Below are 15,623 nucleotides of genomic sequence, written 5' to 3' on the forward strand. Positions count from 1 at the left end.
GTATGACCTCCTACACTCTATAGTCATAAGGACTACAAGGAGTCATTATGACTGCACACACGCTGCTCACCACCCTGCTGCCGCTGGTCGCCGACCTGTCACGGGAACTGCCCGAAGGCGAACGCTATCGGCGCCTGCTGCACGCCATGCGCGCCCTGTTGCCGTGTGATGCGGCCGCACTGTTGCGCCTGGACGGCGAATCGCTGGTACCACTGGCGGTGGATGGCCTGAGTGCAGACACTCTGGGCCGCCGCTTCAAGGTCAGCGAACACCCGCGCTTCGCCGTGCTGCTCAGCAGTCCCGGGCCTACACGCTTTGACAGTGACAGCGAATTGCCCGATCCCTACGACGGCCTGGTCGATGGCTTGCACGGTCATCTGCAAGTGCACGACTGCATGGGCTGCCCGCTGTTTATCGACGACCAGCCCTGGGGCCTGTTGACCCTGGACGCGCTGGACACCGAGCGCTTCGAACGGGTGGAGTTGGACGCCCTGCAAGCCTTCGCCAGCCTCGCCGCAGCCACTGTCAACGTCGCCGAACGCATCGAACGCCTGGCCCTGCGCGCCGAAGACGAGCACCAGCGCGCCGAAATCTATCGCCAGGCCAGCGGCCAGCAGCACAAGGAAATGATCGGCCAGAGTAAAACCCACAAGCGCCTGGTGGAGGAAATCAAGCTGGTGGGTGGCAGTGACCTCACGGTGCTGATCACCGGCGAAACCGGGGTCGGCAAGGAACTGGTGGCCCAGGCTATTCACGCGGCGTCGTCGCGGGCGGACAAACCGCTGATCAGCCTCAACTGCGCCGCCCTGCCGGAAACCCTGGTGGAAAGCGAGTTGTTCGGCCATGTGCGCGGCGCCTTTACGGGCGCGCTGAATGAGCGGCGCGGCAAGTTCGAGCTGGCGAATGGCGGCACGTTGTTCCTGGACGAAGTGGGCGAGCTGTCCCTGAGCGTGCAGGCCAAGTTGCTGCGGGTGCTGCAAAGCGGCCAGTTGCAGCGCCTGGGTTCAGACAAGGAACACCAGGTGGATGTGCGCCTGATCGCCGCCACCAACCGCGACCTCGCCGATGAGGTACGCAACGGCCGCTACCGCGCCGACTTCTATCACCGGCTGAGCGTGTACCCGCTGCAAGTGCCGGCCCTGCGCGAGCGCGGGCGTAATGTGTTGCTGCTGGCCGGCTTCTTCCTGGAGCAGAACCGCTCACGCATGGGCTTGGGCAGCCTGCGCCTGACCGGCGATGCCCAGGCGGCGCTGCTGGCCTATAACTGGCCGGGCAATGTGCGGGAGCTGGAACATTTGATCGGGCGCAGTGCGTTGAAGGCACTGGGTAACTGTCGCGAACGCCCGAAAATTCTGAGCTTGAGCGCCCAGGACCTGGATTTACCTGATGTCAGCGCGCCGATGATCGAAGAACACGCACAGATAACGCCCGTCACCGGCGACCTGCGCCAGGCCACCGAGCACTACCAGCGCCAAGTCATCAACGCCTGCCTGGAACGCCACCAGCACAACTGGGCCAGCGCCGCCCGCGAACTGGGCCTGGACCGCGCCAACCTAGGCCGGATGGCCAAGCGTTTAGGGCTCAAATAAACCAGGCAACTCGGTCAAATGTAAGAAATGCAGGAAATGTGGGAGGGGGCTTGCCCCCTCCCACGCTAGACCTGCTTTGCCTGAAGGATCGGATTCACCGGCTGAGCCACCTTGGGCTTACGAAACACCAACACATTCCCCAGCATCACCAGCACCAACCCAGCCAGCGCCGGTGCGGTCCACTGGTAACCTTCGGCAAACGCCGACACATTCAGCGCGACCACCGGGAACAGCACCGTGCAATACGCCGCACGCTCCGGCCCCATGCGCCCTACCAACGTCAGGTAAGCGGTAAACCCAATCACCGACCCCGGAATCACCAGGTACCACAGCGCACCGATGTAACGTGCGCTCCAGTCCATCTCAAACGGAATCCCGCGCACCAGACAGTAGGTCGCCAGCATCAAGGATCCGTACAACATGCCCCAGGCATTCGTGGTCAGCGGCCTCAGGCCGGCCTTCTGCTGCAGACTCGACAACATATTGCCCGCCGAGAAACACATCGTCCCCAACAACGCCAACCCCAAACCCAGCAAGGTCTGCGGGCTGGCGGTATGCCCGACCAGCTCCGGCCAGAACAGCAAGCCTAAGCCGGCCAAGCCCAGGCCACCGCCCATCAACACATTGCGCGCCACCCGCTGGCCGAAAAATACTCGGGCGTTCAGCGCGTTCCACAGCGTGGCCGTGGAAAACACCACCGCCACCAGGCCGCTGGGGATCCACTGGCTGGCGGTGAGAAAGCACATGAAGTTGACGCAAAACAGACACAGCCCCTGGGCCAGGCAGATGAGGTGCCCGCGCCGGTTCATCACCTGCAACTTGCGACTGACCAGTAACAACGCAAACAACACCAGCGCCGCCAAGCCGAAGCGGTAGACGATGGACACCGGAATCGCCACCACGCCCAGTTGCCATTTGAGGGCGATCCAGGTGGTGCCCCAGATCAGCACAGTGAGTAAGTACAGGGAAAGGTTCATAGCGGGCTCCATCGATTGAGCCACAGTGTCGCCTTCAACCCGTGCAAGGCTCTTGCACATTCTTGCGCTTTTGTCGGGCGATGGGATCACAGCGCCAACCGCGCGGAGTAGGATGCAAGGCGTCGGAGAACACACCCATGTCAGACCTGGAATCCCTGCAAGTCTTCCAAGCCCTTAACCGCTCGCCCAACGCACGCCTGGAAGCCTGCGCCGAGCTCGGTGACGGTTTGTCTGCGGCCTTGTGGAGCAACCATCACGATTCCCAGGACTACCAGGCGCCCAGCCATCACACCTTGTCCTGCTATGTCGGCGGCGGCACCGGCACGTTTCGGCGGGACCAGCCGGGCACCAAGGGCGGCCCCGACAAGCTGTGCATCCTGCCTGCCGAGCACCAATCGGCCTGGGTGATCAACGGTGAGATTCGCCTGGCCCATGTGTATTTCAGCCCAGAGCAATTTGCCCTGGGCTGCGTCACCCTGCTTGACCGCGAACCGCGCACCCTGGAACTGCGGGAAAGTACCTTCCTGGAAGACGAGCGCCTGGCCCGACGCTTCCACCAGTTGATCGCCCTCAACTGGCACGAGCCCGCCGAACGCCTGCTCACCAGCAGCCTCGCCCATGAAATGCTCAGTCACACCCTGCTCAGCCAGGTGGGCGCCCGCGAAGGCTTGCGTTTAAAAGGCGGGCTGGCCGCCTACCGACGACGGTTACTGGTGGACTACATCGACCAGCACTTGGAAGACCCCATCAGCCTTGGGCAACTGGCTGGATTGTGCGCGCTGTCCGAATACCATTTCGCCCGGATGTTTCGCCAGAGCTTCGGCCTGCCGCCCCATCAGTACCTGCTGGCGCGCCGGCTGACCCGCGCGCAAAACCTGCTGCGTGGCGGCGTCCTGCCGTTGGGCGAGATTGCCTTGCTGTGCGGTTTTTCCAGCGCCAGCCACTTCACCCATCGCTTCCGCCAGGCCATGGGCGCCACGCCCGGCGAATACCGTCAGGCCTTTATCTAAACCATCAAACCCAAGGTCTTGGCCTTGGCCACCGCCTGGGTGCGCCGCTCTACGCCGAGCTTGCTGTGAATGCGCCGCGCGTGGGTCTTGACGGTGTGCAGGGAGATAAACAGGCGATCGGCGATCTCCAGGTTAGAGCTGCCGAGGGCGATCAGTTGCAGCACTTCCAGTTCGCGCTGGCTCAAGGGGTTTTCCACCGTGCCGGGGATTGATGCCTGAGGCTCCAGGCCCAGCTCACTCAGCAATCCCGGCGCACGCAGGCGCAGTTCGCGAATCGCCTGTTGCACCTGGCAACGCCCGGCCAGTTCCAGACCGGCTTGCAGCGAGCGGCGCGCCAACGCCGGATCACCCAACTGCCAGGCGACTTCGCCCAGTACCAGATGCAGTTCGGTTTCCAGGCAGAGCATGCCGCGCTGGTGGGTGGTTTCCAGCAGCGCAGTGAGCCGGGCCACGGGTTGCTCGGCGCAGCCCAGTTTCACCTCCGCCAACACCAACAGGTATTCAAGACGCGGGATCAGTTCCAGGGTCGCCGGCGGCGCCTGCTTGCCCTGGGGCCCACGAAAATGGCGCAGCACGCGACGCACTGCCTCCACGGTCAATTCGGCGCGCCCCTGCTGTAACCAGAAATGCCCGCTGACCAACAGCAGCACCGCGCGGTACACCGTGTCCGGGACCTGGCGTTGCTGCATCAGCCGCTCGGCCTCACGCAACTGGATAAAGGCCTGGGCGTAATCGCCACGGTTGGCGGCCAGCAGGGCCAGGCCGAGAAAGCCGTAGAGCACGCGCTTGTCCTGGCTGTGCAGGCACATCTTCAGCCCGGTTTCGAAACATTCAGCCGCCACGTTGTCTTGACCCTGGCGCAACGCCAGATGCCCGCGCCGCAAGGCGATGCGCCCCACCAGCGGTCCGGCCTTGAGCCGTTGTCCAAGCAATATGCCCTGCACATTTTCCAGCAGACTCTGGGCCCGATACGGCGCGCCGCGCTGTTCCAGTAATTGCGCGTGATCCAGTTCAAGCAAGGCCTCCAGCAGCAACGAACCCTGGGCGCGCGCCAGGCACAGCGCTTCGCGGTTCAGGCCTTGGGCCACGTCCAGTTCGCCGCGCAAAGGCTTGCTGGGTCAGCCCAGACAGGCACATCAGCCGCGAGGTCCAGGCGCTGTCGGGCAACGCGTGCAGGGCCTCAAGAAAATGCAGGCGTGCGCCTTCGGCATCGCCGCCCAGGTGCAGCAACCAGCCCCATTGCGCCTGCCAGCGCGCCAATAAATACCGCTGTTGCGCCGCCGTCGGTTGCGGGGCAAACCGCGCAAGCTGATCGATGCACGCGGCCGCCTGTTCGAAGCGCCCGGCAAACAGCAACGCCGCCGTCACCAACCCCACCAGTTGCGCCGAGCCGAGCATCAACTCATCGCCGTGCTGCTCATGCAGGCGCAATAGCAAAACGGCGTTCTGCTGTCGGAACAGATCCTCGAAGCTGAAGTGCTGCAACAGGCTCACCGCCATTTCATATTCTTCGGCCAGCAGCGCCTGTTCGAAGGCAGCCTGCCAGTCCTGTTCGGCGCAGAACCATTGGCAGGTGCGTCGATGCCAAGAGCGTTTGGCCGGCCAGGGTTCGTCCTGCATCAGGTGCGCCAGGGGCGGAAAAACCTGCAGCCAGTCGGTGTCTTCCCACGGTTGGATAAAGGCGCCGAGCACCTGCAAATCCTTCAGGTACTGGGCCCCCTCCCCCGCGCCGAACAAGTGCTCGCACAGGCCGGCGTTGAAGCGCGGCAGATGAGCCAGTACGCGCCAGGCCTCCGCCAGTTCCGGCGACAGTGTGCTGAACAGCTCGTGTTGCAAGTAGTCGAGCAAGGTCTTGTCGGGGTGCCCATCGCCCAGCAAGGCGATGCGCACACCGGCACACCAGCCGGCGCTGAACTGCAGCACGCTGTCGACCGAATGCCCCGGCCCATGGCTGAGCAGTTGCTGGATTTCCGCAGGGTTGAAGGCCAGTTCGGCGCCACATTCAAGCAACTCATCGTCGAGCAGCAGCCGCGGCCAGTTGCAGGCCGGGCGACGTCGCGCCCCCAGCCACCAGGTCAGGGCCGGGCTACTGGCCGTGAGCAGGCGGTCGAGCAAGGCATCGGTGTCGGGTGCCGGCGAGCGGCAAAAATCATCGAGGAACAGCCACGCCGAGGCCTGCCAGCGGCTGAGGTCGAGCAACAAGGTGGTTTCGTCGGTAAACGTCAGGCCCAGGTTTTGCGCCAGCCGCAGGCACAGGTCGAGGGGGCTGAGGGCCGCGCCATTGAGCGGCAACCAGTACACCTGGCAACCGGCAGGCGCCTGCAACGCACACTCGGCGAGCAACGCGCTCTTGCCGCTGCCACCGGGCGCGCAGAGTAATTTGACCCTGGCCTGGGCCGCCAGCAACGGCTCGGCCAGGCGTGGGCGCAGCAGATGGTGAGCGGACAGCCGGGGCATGAATCCAGGACGGTCCAGGCAGCGTGTCATGGCAGTCATTGCTGCATCCTGCTTTTTTATTGTTATGCAACCTGATGCGTACCCTAGTCCTATGGCGGGGGGTTGTTGAAGAAGTATTCAGCGGGGTGATTGAAGGCCATGCACAGAAGTGTGAGGGGGCAAGCCCCCTCCCACATTTTGACCCCGCTTCGATCCGGGATCAGCGTACGCCTTCAGCCCTCAAGGCTGCTGGGGTGTAGTCCGCTGCCTTGGCCGCGAAGCCGAACACGAAGCTGCTCTTCTCCTCGTTCTTCATGCCCAGTGCGATGTAGCGTCCGGCGATGATGTCGTACAGGGTCTCGACGGTGTAGGCCGGCACCTGGTGATCGTAGTAGAACTGCGCATGGCCTTCGGCGACGCGCCACAGTTGGCCGCGGCCGTCGTAGTGATCCACCAGCGCGACTTGCCAGCTGTCTTCGTCGATGTACATGTGGCGCTTGGCGTAGATGTGCCGCTCGCTTGGTTTGACCGTGCCGACCACTTCCCACACGCGGTGCAGTTCGTAACGGGTCAGGTCCTGGTTGATGTGACCGGCCTTGATGATGTCGTCGTATTTGAGCGACGGTGAATCGAGCTTGTAGCTGTTGTAGGGGATGTACATCTCTTTCTTACCCACCAGCTTCCAGTCGTAGCGGTCGGGGGCGCCGGAGAACATGTCGAAGTTGTCGGTGGTGCGCAGGCCGTCGGACGCGGTGCCCGGGCCGTCATAGGACACTTGCGGCGCGCGGCGTACGCGGCGCTGGCCGGCGTTGTAGATCCAGGCCAGACGCGGCTCCTTCACTTGGTCGAGGGTCTCGTGCACCAGCAGCACGTTGCCCGCCAGGCGCGCCGGGGCGGTGACCGATTGCTTGAAATAGCTCAACACGTTGGCCGCCTTGGCCTGGTCGATATCGGGAATCGCCTGCGGCACTGCCACTTCTTCCTCGAAGCGGATCGGCGTGTAGCTGCCATTGGTCTGCGGGGTGGCCTGGGTGATGATGCGGCGCAGGTTGCCGCCGTGGTAACGGGTGATGTGGTTCCACAGCACTTCCACGCCATTCTTGGGAATCGGGAACGCGTAGTAACGGTTACCGGTGAAGTTTTCCAGGCCGTTACCGTCGTTGATCGCCTTGACGTTCAGCGCGCTGCGCTTGATCGACTCGTAGATGTCCGGTGGCAGGTTGACCGTACGGTGGCTCGGGTAGACCGGGATCTTGTAGGTCTCGGGGTAGCGCTTGAACATCGCCACCTGGCCGTCGGAGAGTTTGTCTTTGTACTTGTCGACGGTGGCCGCGGTGATCACGAACAGCGGTTTTTCACTGGCGAACGGGTCGGCGAGGAAGCCCTTGCTGTCCACCGCGCCGGCGTTTTTCGGGATGCCGCCGGTCCAGGCCGGGATCGAGCCATCGGCGTTGCCGGCCTTTTCGGCGCCGACCGGAGTCAGGGTGGCGCCCAGCTTGGCCGCCTCTTCCGGCGACACCGCCGCCATCACGTGGGAGGCCAACAGGCTGAGGGCCAACACTGCAATTGTCTTACGCATAGGTTCTTGTCCTTCTTTAAGCCAAATCAGAAGTTCACGCCGAAGCTGAGGGCGAGGAAGTCGCGGTCGGTCAGGGTGTTGTAGTCGCCGCCAAAGAAGTCGGTGTAGCTGAGGCTGGCGGTGTAGGTGCTGCGGTAGTCCGCATCCACGCCGACGCTGAGGGCCTTGGCGCCTTTGTTGAAGATCCCGTTGGGGCCGTAGCCGGCGACGTCATGGGACCAGGACAGGTTGGGCTTGAGGTTCACCCCGAAAATTGCGTTGTTGTAGTCAAGGATCGCCCGCGCGCGGTAGCCCCAGGAGGTGGAGGTAACGAAGCCGTCGGTGTCACCCTGGAAACCGTAGGCGCCATACACAGAGTCACGGCCATAACGCAGCTTGGATTTGTCTTCCAGGCCAGCCACGTGCACCACGGCCGCTTCGCCCACCAGCGTCAGGCGTTCGGCGCCGAGGATTTGGTCGAAGAACTGGGTCATGGTGCTTTGGATCTGGGTGATTTCCTTGCGGCGATAACCTTTGTTGTCGCTGCCGAAATTGCTGCGGATGGGCGAGGCCAATTGGCCGGCGATTGGGTTGAGCAAGGCCAATGTCAGGTCGGTGGTATTCAACTGCACCGGGGCATTGGGCCGGTAGCTGATTTCCCCGGTCCACGCCGTGCCGGTGGGCAAAGTGGTGGAGAAGCTGGCGCCGAACAGGCGGATGTCTTCCGGGTAGTCGAGGTAGTACTGGCCACGGCCGAGCATGGTGCTCTGGGCCAGGGCCGAACCAAAGCCCGCCGGGGCCGCCGCCGCAATACCACCGATAGTCGCCAGATTGGTGTTGGCGGTAATCGTGCCTACGGTCGGCGTGCGGCTGTGGTAGTTCATGAAGTACAGGCCGTACTCCGTGTCATCACCCAGCCAGCGCAAGGCAGCGCCAAATTGGCCGGAATCCCGCGCATCACGATCACCAGCGCGTTGCACCACCACGCCTTCGCGGGTCACTACAAAGCCTTGGCCGCGTGCCGCTGCGATCGGTTGCAACGGCGCGATTGCCGGGTTACCCACTGTGTAGTTACCGGTGCAACCATCCGCCGCCACGTCACCGCCAAAGAACGTGCCGCAGTTGTCCAACACCGTCTGGTCCCACTCCAACTGGTAGAAGCCTTCCACGGTCAGTTGGTTGGTCAGGCTCTGGGAGGCAAACAGCATATTCACCGGGATCAGACCTTCCTTGATCTCGGCGCCAGGACGCCGGAACGCCGACACGTCGATGGGGTTGATGCTGTTGATGGAGTTGCCGATGAAGGTACTTTCGCCCCAACTGACCACCTGCTTACCGGCGCGCACGGTGCCCGGCAGGTCGCCCAGGGAGTAGTTGTGATAGACGAACGCATCGAGGATCTGCGCGCCGCTGGATTTGGCGCCTTCCTTGCGGTTGTGGTCGCTGATCTGCTTGAACTCGCGGTCTTCATCCTTGAGTTCGAAGTCGTACCAATACTTGCCGCGCACGAACACACCGGTATCGCCGTACTTGAGTTCAAGGTCGTGCAGGCCCTTGAAGATTTTCGAGAAGGTCTCGCCCTTCTTGAAATTCAGCCGCCCGTCATCCCCCGTGGAAGCCTGCCCCGTGCCGCCATTGACGGTGCCCACGAGTTTTTTATCGGCATCACGCATACCCCAGCTGGAGCCGACCGACAGCGAAGAGTCGAATTGCCCTTCGATCTCGCCAATGTTGAAGGAAACAGCCAGTGCCTGGGCACAGCAACCCAACGCAACCGCAGCAGCCAGCGCCTGTGGCGTGAAGATGGCGCGCATTATTGTTTTTGTCATGCGTCTTCCCCGGTGAGTGACAGAAGGCCCCACCCTACTGCCGCGCAGGAGGAGCGATAAGCGCACCAAGGAGGGATTCGTGTTGTCGCTCGAAAGGATTACAGGCCGCTCTGGCCTGGGTCTGGGCGGGAGCATGGACCGGGTGGATGGTGGGTTATCAGGGGCATGGATGGTGCACATCGAGACTGTTGCAGTTTTGACAACAGTCCTTGTCCTGAAGCGCTCTTACTCATCCAGTTACAAACGACTATTCTTGCCGGGCTTTCAGGGCAAACCGCCCGTTTCCCCAAACGGAAGAAAAGCCAGATTCAAATGGATTGATGTCTTTTTTCAGTCTGTTACCGGTGTTCACTGACGTTGATTTGTCGCTCCTTGATCCAACGTCTTACTTCAGCCGCTGCGTTTGCAGCGGCTTTTTTTTGCCTGAAAAAAAACGGGGCGCCATCAGCGCCCCGTAGGATTCAATCTTTTTCAAGCAACGATCACAGGCTGTATTTCTGCAGATTGGCCATCATCTCCTTCAACGCTTCGATGTTGTCCTTGGGATGGGCCGCGCCTTCGAAGTCGCAGATCTGCGCCCAATGTGCCGCCACATCGTCGGGCGAGAATCCGGCTTCAGGATCAAAGCCCACGCCCAGGCTGCGTTCCCAGCGGGTCTTGCCGATCCAGCCGCCACCCACTTCAAACAGGCCCGACGTTTCCTGGCACGCTTCGCTGCCCAGGTACACCACCAGCGGGCTGACCAATTCCGGCTTGAGGCGCTCGAACACTTGTGGCGGGATCAGGCCCTCGGTCATGCGCGTGGCGCCGGTAGGGGCGATGGCATTGACCAGGATGTTGTTCTTGCGTCCTTCCAGGGCCAGGGTGCGGGTGAGGCCGTACAGCCCGAGCTTGGCCATGCCGTAGTTGGACTGGCCGAAGTTGCCGTAGATGCCCGAGGTGGACGCGGTGAAGATCACCCGGCCGTAACCCTGCTCACGCAAGTGCGGCCAGGCGGCGCGGGTGACTTTGTAGGCGCCTTCGACATGCACCCGGTAAACCAGGTCCCAGTCGGTGTCGTCCATTTTGTGGAAGGTTTTGTCGCGCAGGATCCCGGCGTTGTTGACCACCACGTCGATGCGCCCGAACACGTCGAGGGCGTTCTGGACGATCTTGTCACCGTCGGTGACAGAGTCATGGTTGGCTTCGGCGATACCGCCCGCCTCACGAATCTGCGCCACGACCCGATCGGCAGCGGACGCATTGGCGCCCTCGCCCTGGGTTGAACCACCGAGATCGTTGACCAGCACCTTGGCCCCGTGCCTGGCGAACAGCAGCGCATGGGCCCGGCCCAATCCGCCGCCAGCACCTGTGACGATCACGACCTTATCCTGGAACTGCACTGACTCACTCATACCGAACTCCGCTGGCGACAATGGGAATGGGTCGAGTGTCCGGCAAGGCGCCTGTGGTCACAATAAATACGGCTGAGGCTGAATGGTGCTCGATAAGGCTGGGGGATGATGACTCGTCTCTTTGTAGGAGCGAGCTTGCTCGCGAACAATCCCAGAGCGCCGCGTGGTGTCAGGATTCCCACGTTATCGTTAACGATTTTCGCGAGCAAGCTCGCTCCTGCAGAAAAGGATTTGGGATCAGGAATAGGCCACTTGCGAAGCCGGCTGCCCCACCCGCTCCCGAAACGCCTGGTAGTGCTTGAGCACCTGTACCGGCGCCTCGATCTGTGGGTAGTGGCCGATATTGGCCAGCAACACCGTATCGGCGTCGGGTACCAGTTGCTGGTAGCGCTCGACCATGTGCGCGCCGGAGATCGGGTCAACTTCGCCGTCGATCACCCGCAACGGCACTTCGCCGCGCTGCATTGCATCGACCCAGCGATCACGCAAGCGTCGGCGCTGGGGCACGTAGGCGATCAGTTTGTGCAGGATGCGTGTGCCGTCGTTGCAGTTGATCAGGCTCCAGAAATCATCCAGGGCACTTTCACTGGGACGGGTGTTGGGGCCGAAAATCTGGCTGAAGCTGTCGGCGAGGGCATTGCGCCCGAACGCGCGGCCGATCATCCAGCCCAGCGGGCTGAGCAGGAGTTTTTGCACCAGCGCCGGGCGATGGGTTTCGGGAAATAATCCGCCGTTGAGGAACACGCAACTGGCCATCCGGAAGCGGCCTTCGTAGTGCCGGGCCAACAATTCCTGGGCGACGCTGTCACCGTAGTCATGGGCCAGCACATGCACCGGCTGCTCCACGCGCAGATGCTCCAGCAGCGCCTGTTGCAGATCCGCCTGTTCAAGCAGGCAATAACCATGGTCCAGCGGCTTGGCCGAATCGCCAAAGCCGAGCATGTCGCAAGCAATGACCTGGTTGTGCTGGGCCAGCGGTTGCCACAGGTAATGCCAATCCCAACTGGCGGTGGGAAAACCATGGATCAACAACAAGGGTTCGCCCTGCCCCGCCACCCAGTAACGGATGGTGCGGCCACGAAATTCGAAACTCTGGCCGCGCTTTCGCCAGGCTCTTAGTGGGATCTCGGCGAGTGGCATCAGCGTCTATACCCAGTGTCTTGACGGTCCAATTTGCGCAGCAGCGCCGGCCAGGCCAGCGCGCCGCCCATACCCTGGGCACTCTTTGTGACAGCCGCCACCATCGCCCGTGCCCCGGCGAGAATCTGCGGTTCGATGGTGATCAATTCGGCCCCGCCGTTTTGCGCCAGCACCTGGATATCGCAGGCGCGCTGGAAGGTGAACATCATCAGGAAGGTGTCGGCGATGGTGCTGCCACAGGTCAGCAGACCGTGGTTGTGCAGCATCAGGAAATTGTTGTCGCCCAGGTCGGCCTGCAAGCGCGCCTTCTCTTCGTGGTTCAGCGCCACCCCTTCATAAGCGTGATAGGCGAGGCTCGACAGCACGAAGATCGATTGCTGGCTGATCGGCAGCACCCCCTGCTTCTGCGCAGCTACCGCCACACCGGAGGCGGTGTGGGTATGCAGCACGCAGGTGACATCGTGGCGAACTTCATGGATGGCACTGTGGATGGTGTAGCCCGCCGGGTTGATCTCGTAGGGGCTGTCCATCAGCTTGTTGCCGGCCTGATCGACCTTGACCAGGCTTGACGCGGTGATCTCGTCGAACATCTGCCCATACGGGTTGATCAGGAAGTCATCCGTGCCGGGGACCTTGGCCGAGATGTGGGTGAAGATCAGGTCGTCCCAACCATGCAGCGCCACCAGGCGATAGCAGGCCGCCAGGTCGACACGGGTCTGCCACTCGGCAGCACTGACCTGATCTTTGACGTTCTGTGGCGGTTCAACGGGGGCTAGGCTCACGGCAATGACCTCCTTGGCGCACTTGTTATTATTTTTCTCAGTGATTGGCCAGTCTAGTCAGACACCCTGACGGAAGTAGTTGCCTTCGCAGCCAGCTTGATGACCGAGCGAGTCAGGTTTGAGAATAGTACAAGTCGCGTCAGAGAAGCGCCGCCAATAAAGGCGGCATGCGCTCAGGCGCGCAGCGCCGTGATCAAGTCAGCCAGCCACGGCTCGGCGTCAGATTCCGGGGTGACGCTTTCGCTGGCGTCCAGGCGCAGCATCGGCAGCACTTCGCGCACGCCCAGCTCGCCGAACAGCTCGCGCATTTGTTCGCCGCCGCCACAGAAGGTGTCACCGTAGCTGGCATCGCCCAGGCCGATCACTGCGCCAGGCAGGCCGCGCCAGGCTGCGGGCAACTGGTCGCGGATGGTTGAATACAACGGCTGCAGGTTGTCGGGCAATTCACCCATGCCGGTGGTCGAGGTTACGGCCAGGAAGGCCTCGGGGGCAAAGGCCTGAACATCCGCCAGGGTGGCGCGTGGGTTGTGCCAGGCGTCGAAACCGGCCGCATTGAGGATGCCAACGGCGTGGCGGGCGACTTCTTCAGCCGTGCCGTAGACCGAGCCGGAAAGGATGGCGACTTTCATCAATCTGATCCTGTAGTTGAGCGAAAGCCTGGGATATTAGCAGCTGGCGCAAATATTTCGCTGCGCAGGGTGCAACATTCAGCACCTGTCATAAACTGCCAACGCCCACCACACGCTATGGACCGCTCAATGATTAACGCCCAACTGATGCAAATGGTGATCAACGCTTCCAACGAAGGCATCGTGGTTGCCGAACAGGAAGGCGAGGACAAGCCACTGATCTACGTGAACCCCGCATTCGAACGGATGACCGGCTACACCCTGGATGAAATCCTCTACCAGGATTGTCGCTTCCTGCAATCGGGTGACCGCGACCAGCCGGCCCTGATGACCATCCGAGCAACCCTGGAGAATGGCGGTTCGTGCCGTGAAATCCTGCGCAATTATCGCAAGGACGGTAGCCACTTCTGGAACGAGCTGTCGCTTTCAACGGTGTACAACCAGGCCGATAAGCAAACCTATTTCATCGGTGTGCAAAAGGACGTCACCGTCCAGATGAAGGCCCAGCAGCGTGTCGCCCAGCTGGAAAACGAGCTGGCCCAGGTCAAGGCCGAGCTGGCGGCGCTCAAAATGAAAAGCGGATCTAACAAAATTTAGATAATGCAGCCATTAGAGGGGATAATGGCGTTTTAACACCCCGATCGAGAAAGAGCGATGCAACGCGACGCGCTTCTGACCCAGGACGAGCTGGATTTCATTCAGAACATGCAGCACAACCCGCAACTCAACCTGCGGGATGCTTCGTCGAACCTGACCGTCAATGGCGGTGCTCAGCTTCGCGACCTGCTCACCCGCCTGGCCGCCCACGACCATGTCACCATCCAGGCACAGGTCGACAACCAGCAACTGACCTTCCCCCTGCAGTTGGTGGAAGATGAGTTCAATGCGGTGCATCTGCGTCTGGGGGTGCCGAGCATTTTCGAAGATGGACCGATGGTACGCCCGTGGCGCCTGGCGCTTGAAGCACCGGTGGCCCTGGAGAATGTCAGGGGCACTGCGGGTGCCCTCTGGGTGCATGAAGTGTCGTTCAAGGGCGTGCTCGTGGAGATTCGAGGCCGGATCAAGCCGCCAAAAACCTTTTCCCTGTGGTTCAGCCCTTCCGGTTATGAGCGCATTGCGCTGCGCGGCGCATTCGAGCGGGAAACGGCGCGGGGTTTGTTTGCCTATCGCATCAGCCAGAGTGATGCAGATGAAACCGAGCGCCTGCGCCAATTCATCCTGCACCAGCACCGTCTGCTACACCCGCAGATGCACGCCTGACATCAGGTATCCAGGTTGCCGCTGAGAAACTGCTGCAAGCGGCGTTGCATCTGGCGCCCTTCGCTGCCCAGGCAACCGATGGAGGAACCTGCCAACGCACTCTGCGCCAGGTCCGACGCAGCACCGGCGAGAAACATTGGGCAATCCAGCGTCATCGCCAAGCGATTGAGGCGCGCAGCCAGACCCAGGTTATGAGCGTGATTGGAGAAGATGACCAGCGCCCGGGGGCGAGTCTTTTCACACATCAGCGTCAACTCATCGAGCGGTTGGCCCATGCCCAGCACCTGCACCGCCAGGTCATCCCGACTGATCAACAGCGCTGCCACCAATAACTCCAATTTGCGGCACTCGCCGGGCATGGCTGCCAGCAATACCCGAGGCGCCGCTGACAGCGTCGCTGCCTGCAGGCGTTGAAAGGCATGGGTACGCAGGAAGGTGTCGAAAAACAGCCACTCGCTGGCTTGACCGAAACGCCCCTGATGGCGCAGCAGCTCATTCCAGAGCGGCATCAGGATGTCTTGGAATGCCACATTGAGGGGGTAGGTCGCGAAAATCTGCCCGTACAGGCTTTCCAGTTGGCGGTCGTCAAAGGCGTTGACGGCCTGCAACAGCCGCGCCCGCCATTGCGGCACCTCGCCTTCCACCCCCATGTCCCGCTCAGCGCGAATCGCTTCGGCCTGCTGAGCATCGTGCGCGAGGATCTTGCCCACTTTGCTCACAGCTACGCCGCGCTCGATCCAGTCGAGAATACGATTGACGGTCTCGATATCGGCCTGGGAATAGAGGCGATGCCCACTTTCGGTGCGAGTTGGCTGGATCAATCCGTAACGCCGCTCCCAGGCACGCAGGGTGACCGGATTGACGCCTGTCAATCTCGATACTTCACGAATTGGCAACAGCTCAGCACAATCCGTTGAATCCAGATGCGAAACGATATCAACGGGAGCAGTAATCACGGGCATTCGAGACCAAAAAAACAGCGGCAGTTGGGCGTTCATTTAACGTCTTTAGACCTGTCC

General features: G+C 61.8%; 13 protein-coding genes and 2 pseudogenes. 5 read left to right on the forward strand and 10 right to left on the reverse strand.

The genetic code is table 11. From position 1 onward, the window contains the following. The first annotated feature begins 47 nt into the window (after positions 1-47). Positions 48-1,589 carry a nitric oxide reductase transcriptional regulator NorR gene (gene norR / locus J1G35_RS17425; RefSeq protein WP_223015550.1) on the forward strand — a complete coding sequence of 514 codons (1,542 nt, stop codon included), beginning with the start codon at positions 48-50 and terminating at the stop codon, positions 1,587-1,589. A gap of 65 nt (positions 1,590-1,654) precedes the next feature. Here norR and J1G35_RS17430 read toward each other — a convergent pair whose 3' ends face one another. Further along, complete coding sequence (locus J1G35_RS17430) at positions 1,655-2,566, reverse strand: DMT family transporter (RefSeq protein ID WP_223015551.1); 912 nt, start codon at positions 2,564-2,566, stop codon at positions 1,655-1,657. 137 nt (positions 2,567-2,703) lie between these two features. Here J1G35_RS17430 and J1G35_RS17435 point away from each other — a divergent pair, with 137 nt between their 5' ends. Continuing rightward, positions 2,704-3,576 carry an AraC family transcriptional regulator gene (locus J1G35_RS17435; protein ID WP_223015552.1) on the forward strand — a complete coding sequence of 291 codons (873 nt, stop codon included), beginning with the start codon at positions 2,704-2,706 and terminating at the stop codon, positions 3,574-3,576. Here J1G35_RS17435 and J1G35_RS17440 read toward each other — a convergent pair. From J1G35_RS17440 to J1G35_RS17450, 3 genes and pseudogenes are all read right to left on the reverse strand, one after another. Then, positions 3,573-6,072 (reverse strand): annotated as a pseudogene (locus J1G35_RS17440) (LuxR C-terminal-related transcriptional regulator). The gene J1G35_RS17435 and the pseudogene J1G35_RS17440 overlap by 4 nt on opposite strands. A 160-nt stretch (positions 6,073-6,232) precedes the next feature. Beyond that, positions 6,233-7,591 (reverse strand): DUF1329 domain-containing protein, encoded by a 1,359-nt coding sequence (locus J1G35_RS17445; protein WP_223015553.1) that lies wholly within the window; start codon positions 7,589-7,591, stop codon positions 6,233-6,235. Positions 7,592-7,617: 26 nt separating this feature from the next. Next, on the reverse strand, positions 7,618-9,399 hold the full coding sequence (locus J1G35_RS17450) for a DUF1302 domain-containing protein (protein WP_223015554.1): 1,782 nt from the start codon (positions 9,397-9,399) through the stop codon (positions 7,618-7,620). 79 nt (positions 9,400-9,478) lie between these two features. Here J1G35_RS17450 and J1G35_RS17455 point away from each other — a divergent pair, with 79 nt between their 5' ends. Then, on the forward strand, positions 9,479-9,754 hold the full coding sequence (locus J1G35_RS17455) for a hypothetical protein (protein WP_223015555.1): 276 nt from the start codon (positions 9,479-9,481) through the stop codon (positions 9,752-9,754). A gap of 127 nt (positions 9,755-9,881) precedes the next feature. Here the strand turns inward: J1G35_RS17455 and J1G35_RS17460 are convergent, their stop codons facing one another. From J1G35_RS17460 to J1G35_RS17475, 5 genes and pseudogenes are all read right to left on the reverse strand, one after another. Further along, complete coding sequence (locus J1G35_RS17460) at positions 9,882-10,793, reverse strand: SDR family oxidoreductase (protein ID WP_053132057.1); 912 nt, start codon at positions 10,791-10,793, stop codon at positions 9,882-9,884. Between the two features lie 104 nt (positions 10,794-10,897). Beyond that, a pseudogene (locus J1G35_RS30970) lies at positions 10,898-11,002 on the reverse strand (outer membrane lipoprotein carrier protein LolA); the annotation flags it as partial. A gap of 28 nt (positions 11,003-11,030) precedes the next feature. Next, positions 11,031-11,933 carry an alpha/beta hydrolase gene (locus tag J1G35_RS17465; RefSeq protein ID WP_053132055.1) on the reverse strand — a complete coding sequence of 301 codons (903 nt, stop codon included), beginning with the start codon at positions 11,931-11,933 and terminating at the stop codon, positions 11,031-11,033. Next, complete coding sequence (locus J1G35_RS17470) at positions 11,933-12,715, reverse strand: class II aldolase/adducin family protein (RefSeq protein ID WP_053132052.1); 783 nt, start codon at positions 12,713-12,715, stop codon at positions 11,933-11,935. Before J1G35_RS17470 ends, J1G35_RS17465 begins: the two co-directional genes overlap by 1 nt. 173 nt (positions 12,716-12,888) lie before the next feature. Next, the gene (locus J1G35_RS17475; RefSeq protein ID WP_053132049.1) at positions 12,889-13,344 is read right to left on the reverse strand and encodes a flavodoxin; all 456 of its coding nucleotides are present in this window, start codon (positions 13,342-13,344) and stop codon (positions 12,889-12,891) included. A gap of 129 nt (positions 13,345-13,473) precedes the next feature. On the opposite strand from J1G35_RS17475, the gene J1G35_RS17480 reads away from it, so the two are divergent. Together J1G35_RS17480 and J1G35_RS17485 are read left to right on the forward strand one after the other, a co-directional pair. After that, positions 13,474-13,941, forward strand: coding sequence for a PAS domain-containing protein (locus tag J1G35_RS17480; protein ID WP_053132047.1), 468 nt, complete (start codon positions 13,474-13,476; stop codon positions 13,939-13,941). Positions 13,942-13,998: 57 nt separating this feature from the next. Further along, on the forward strand, positions 13,999-14,604 hold the full coding sequence (locus J1G35_RS17485; protein WP_053132044.1) for a hypothetical protein: 606 nt from the start codon (positions 13,999-14,001) through the stop codon (positions 14,602-14,604). A gap of 2 nt (positions 14,605-14,606) precedes the next feature. On the opposite strand, the gene J1G35_RS17490 is transcribed toward J1G35_RS17485, so the two are convergent. Then, positions 14,607-15,566, reverse strand: a complete 960-nt coding sequence (locus J1G35_RS17490) for a MerR family transcriptional regulator (RefSeq protein ID WP_223015584.1) — start codon at positions 15,564-15,566, stop codon at positions 14,607-14,609. Positions 15,567-15,623 lie beyond the last annotated feature (57 nt).

Origin of the sequence: Pseudomonas sp. SH10-3B, assembly GCF_019891415.1 — a bacterium.
GTDB lineage: Bacteria > Pseudomonadota > Gammaproteobacteria > Pseudomonadales > Pseudomonadaceae > Aquipseudomonas.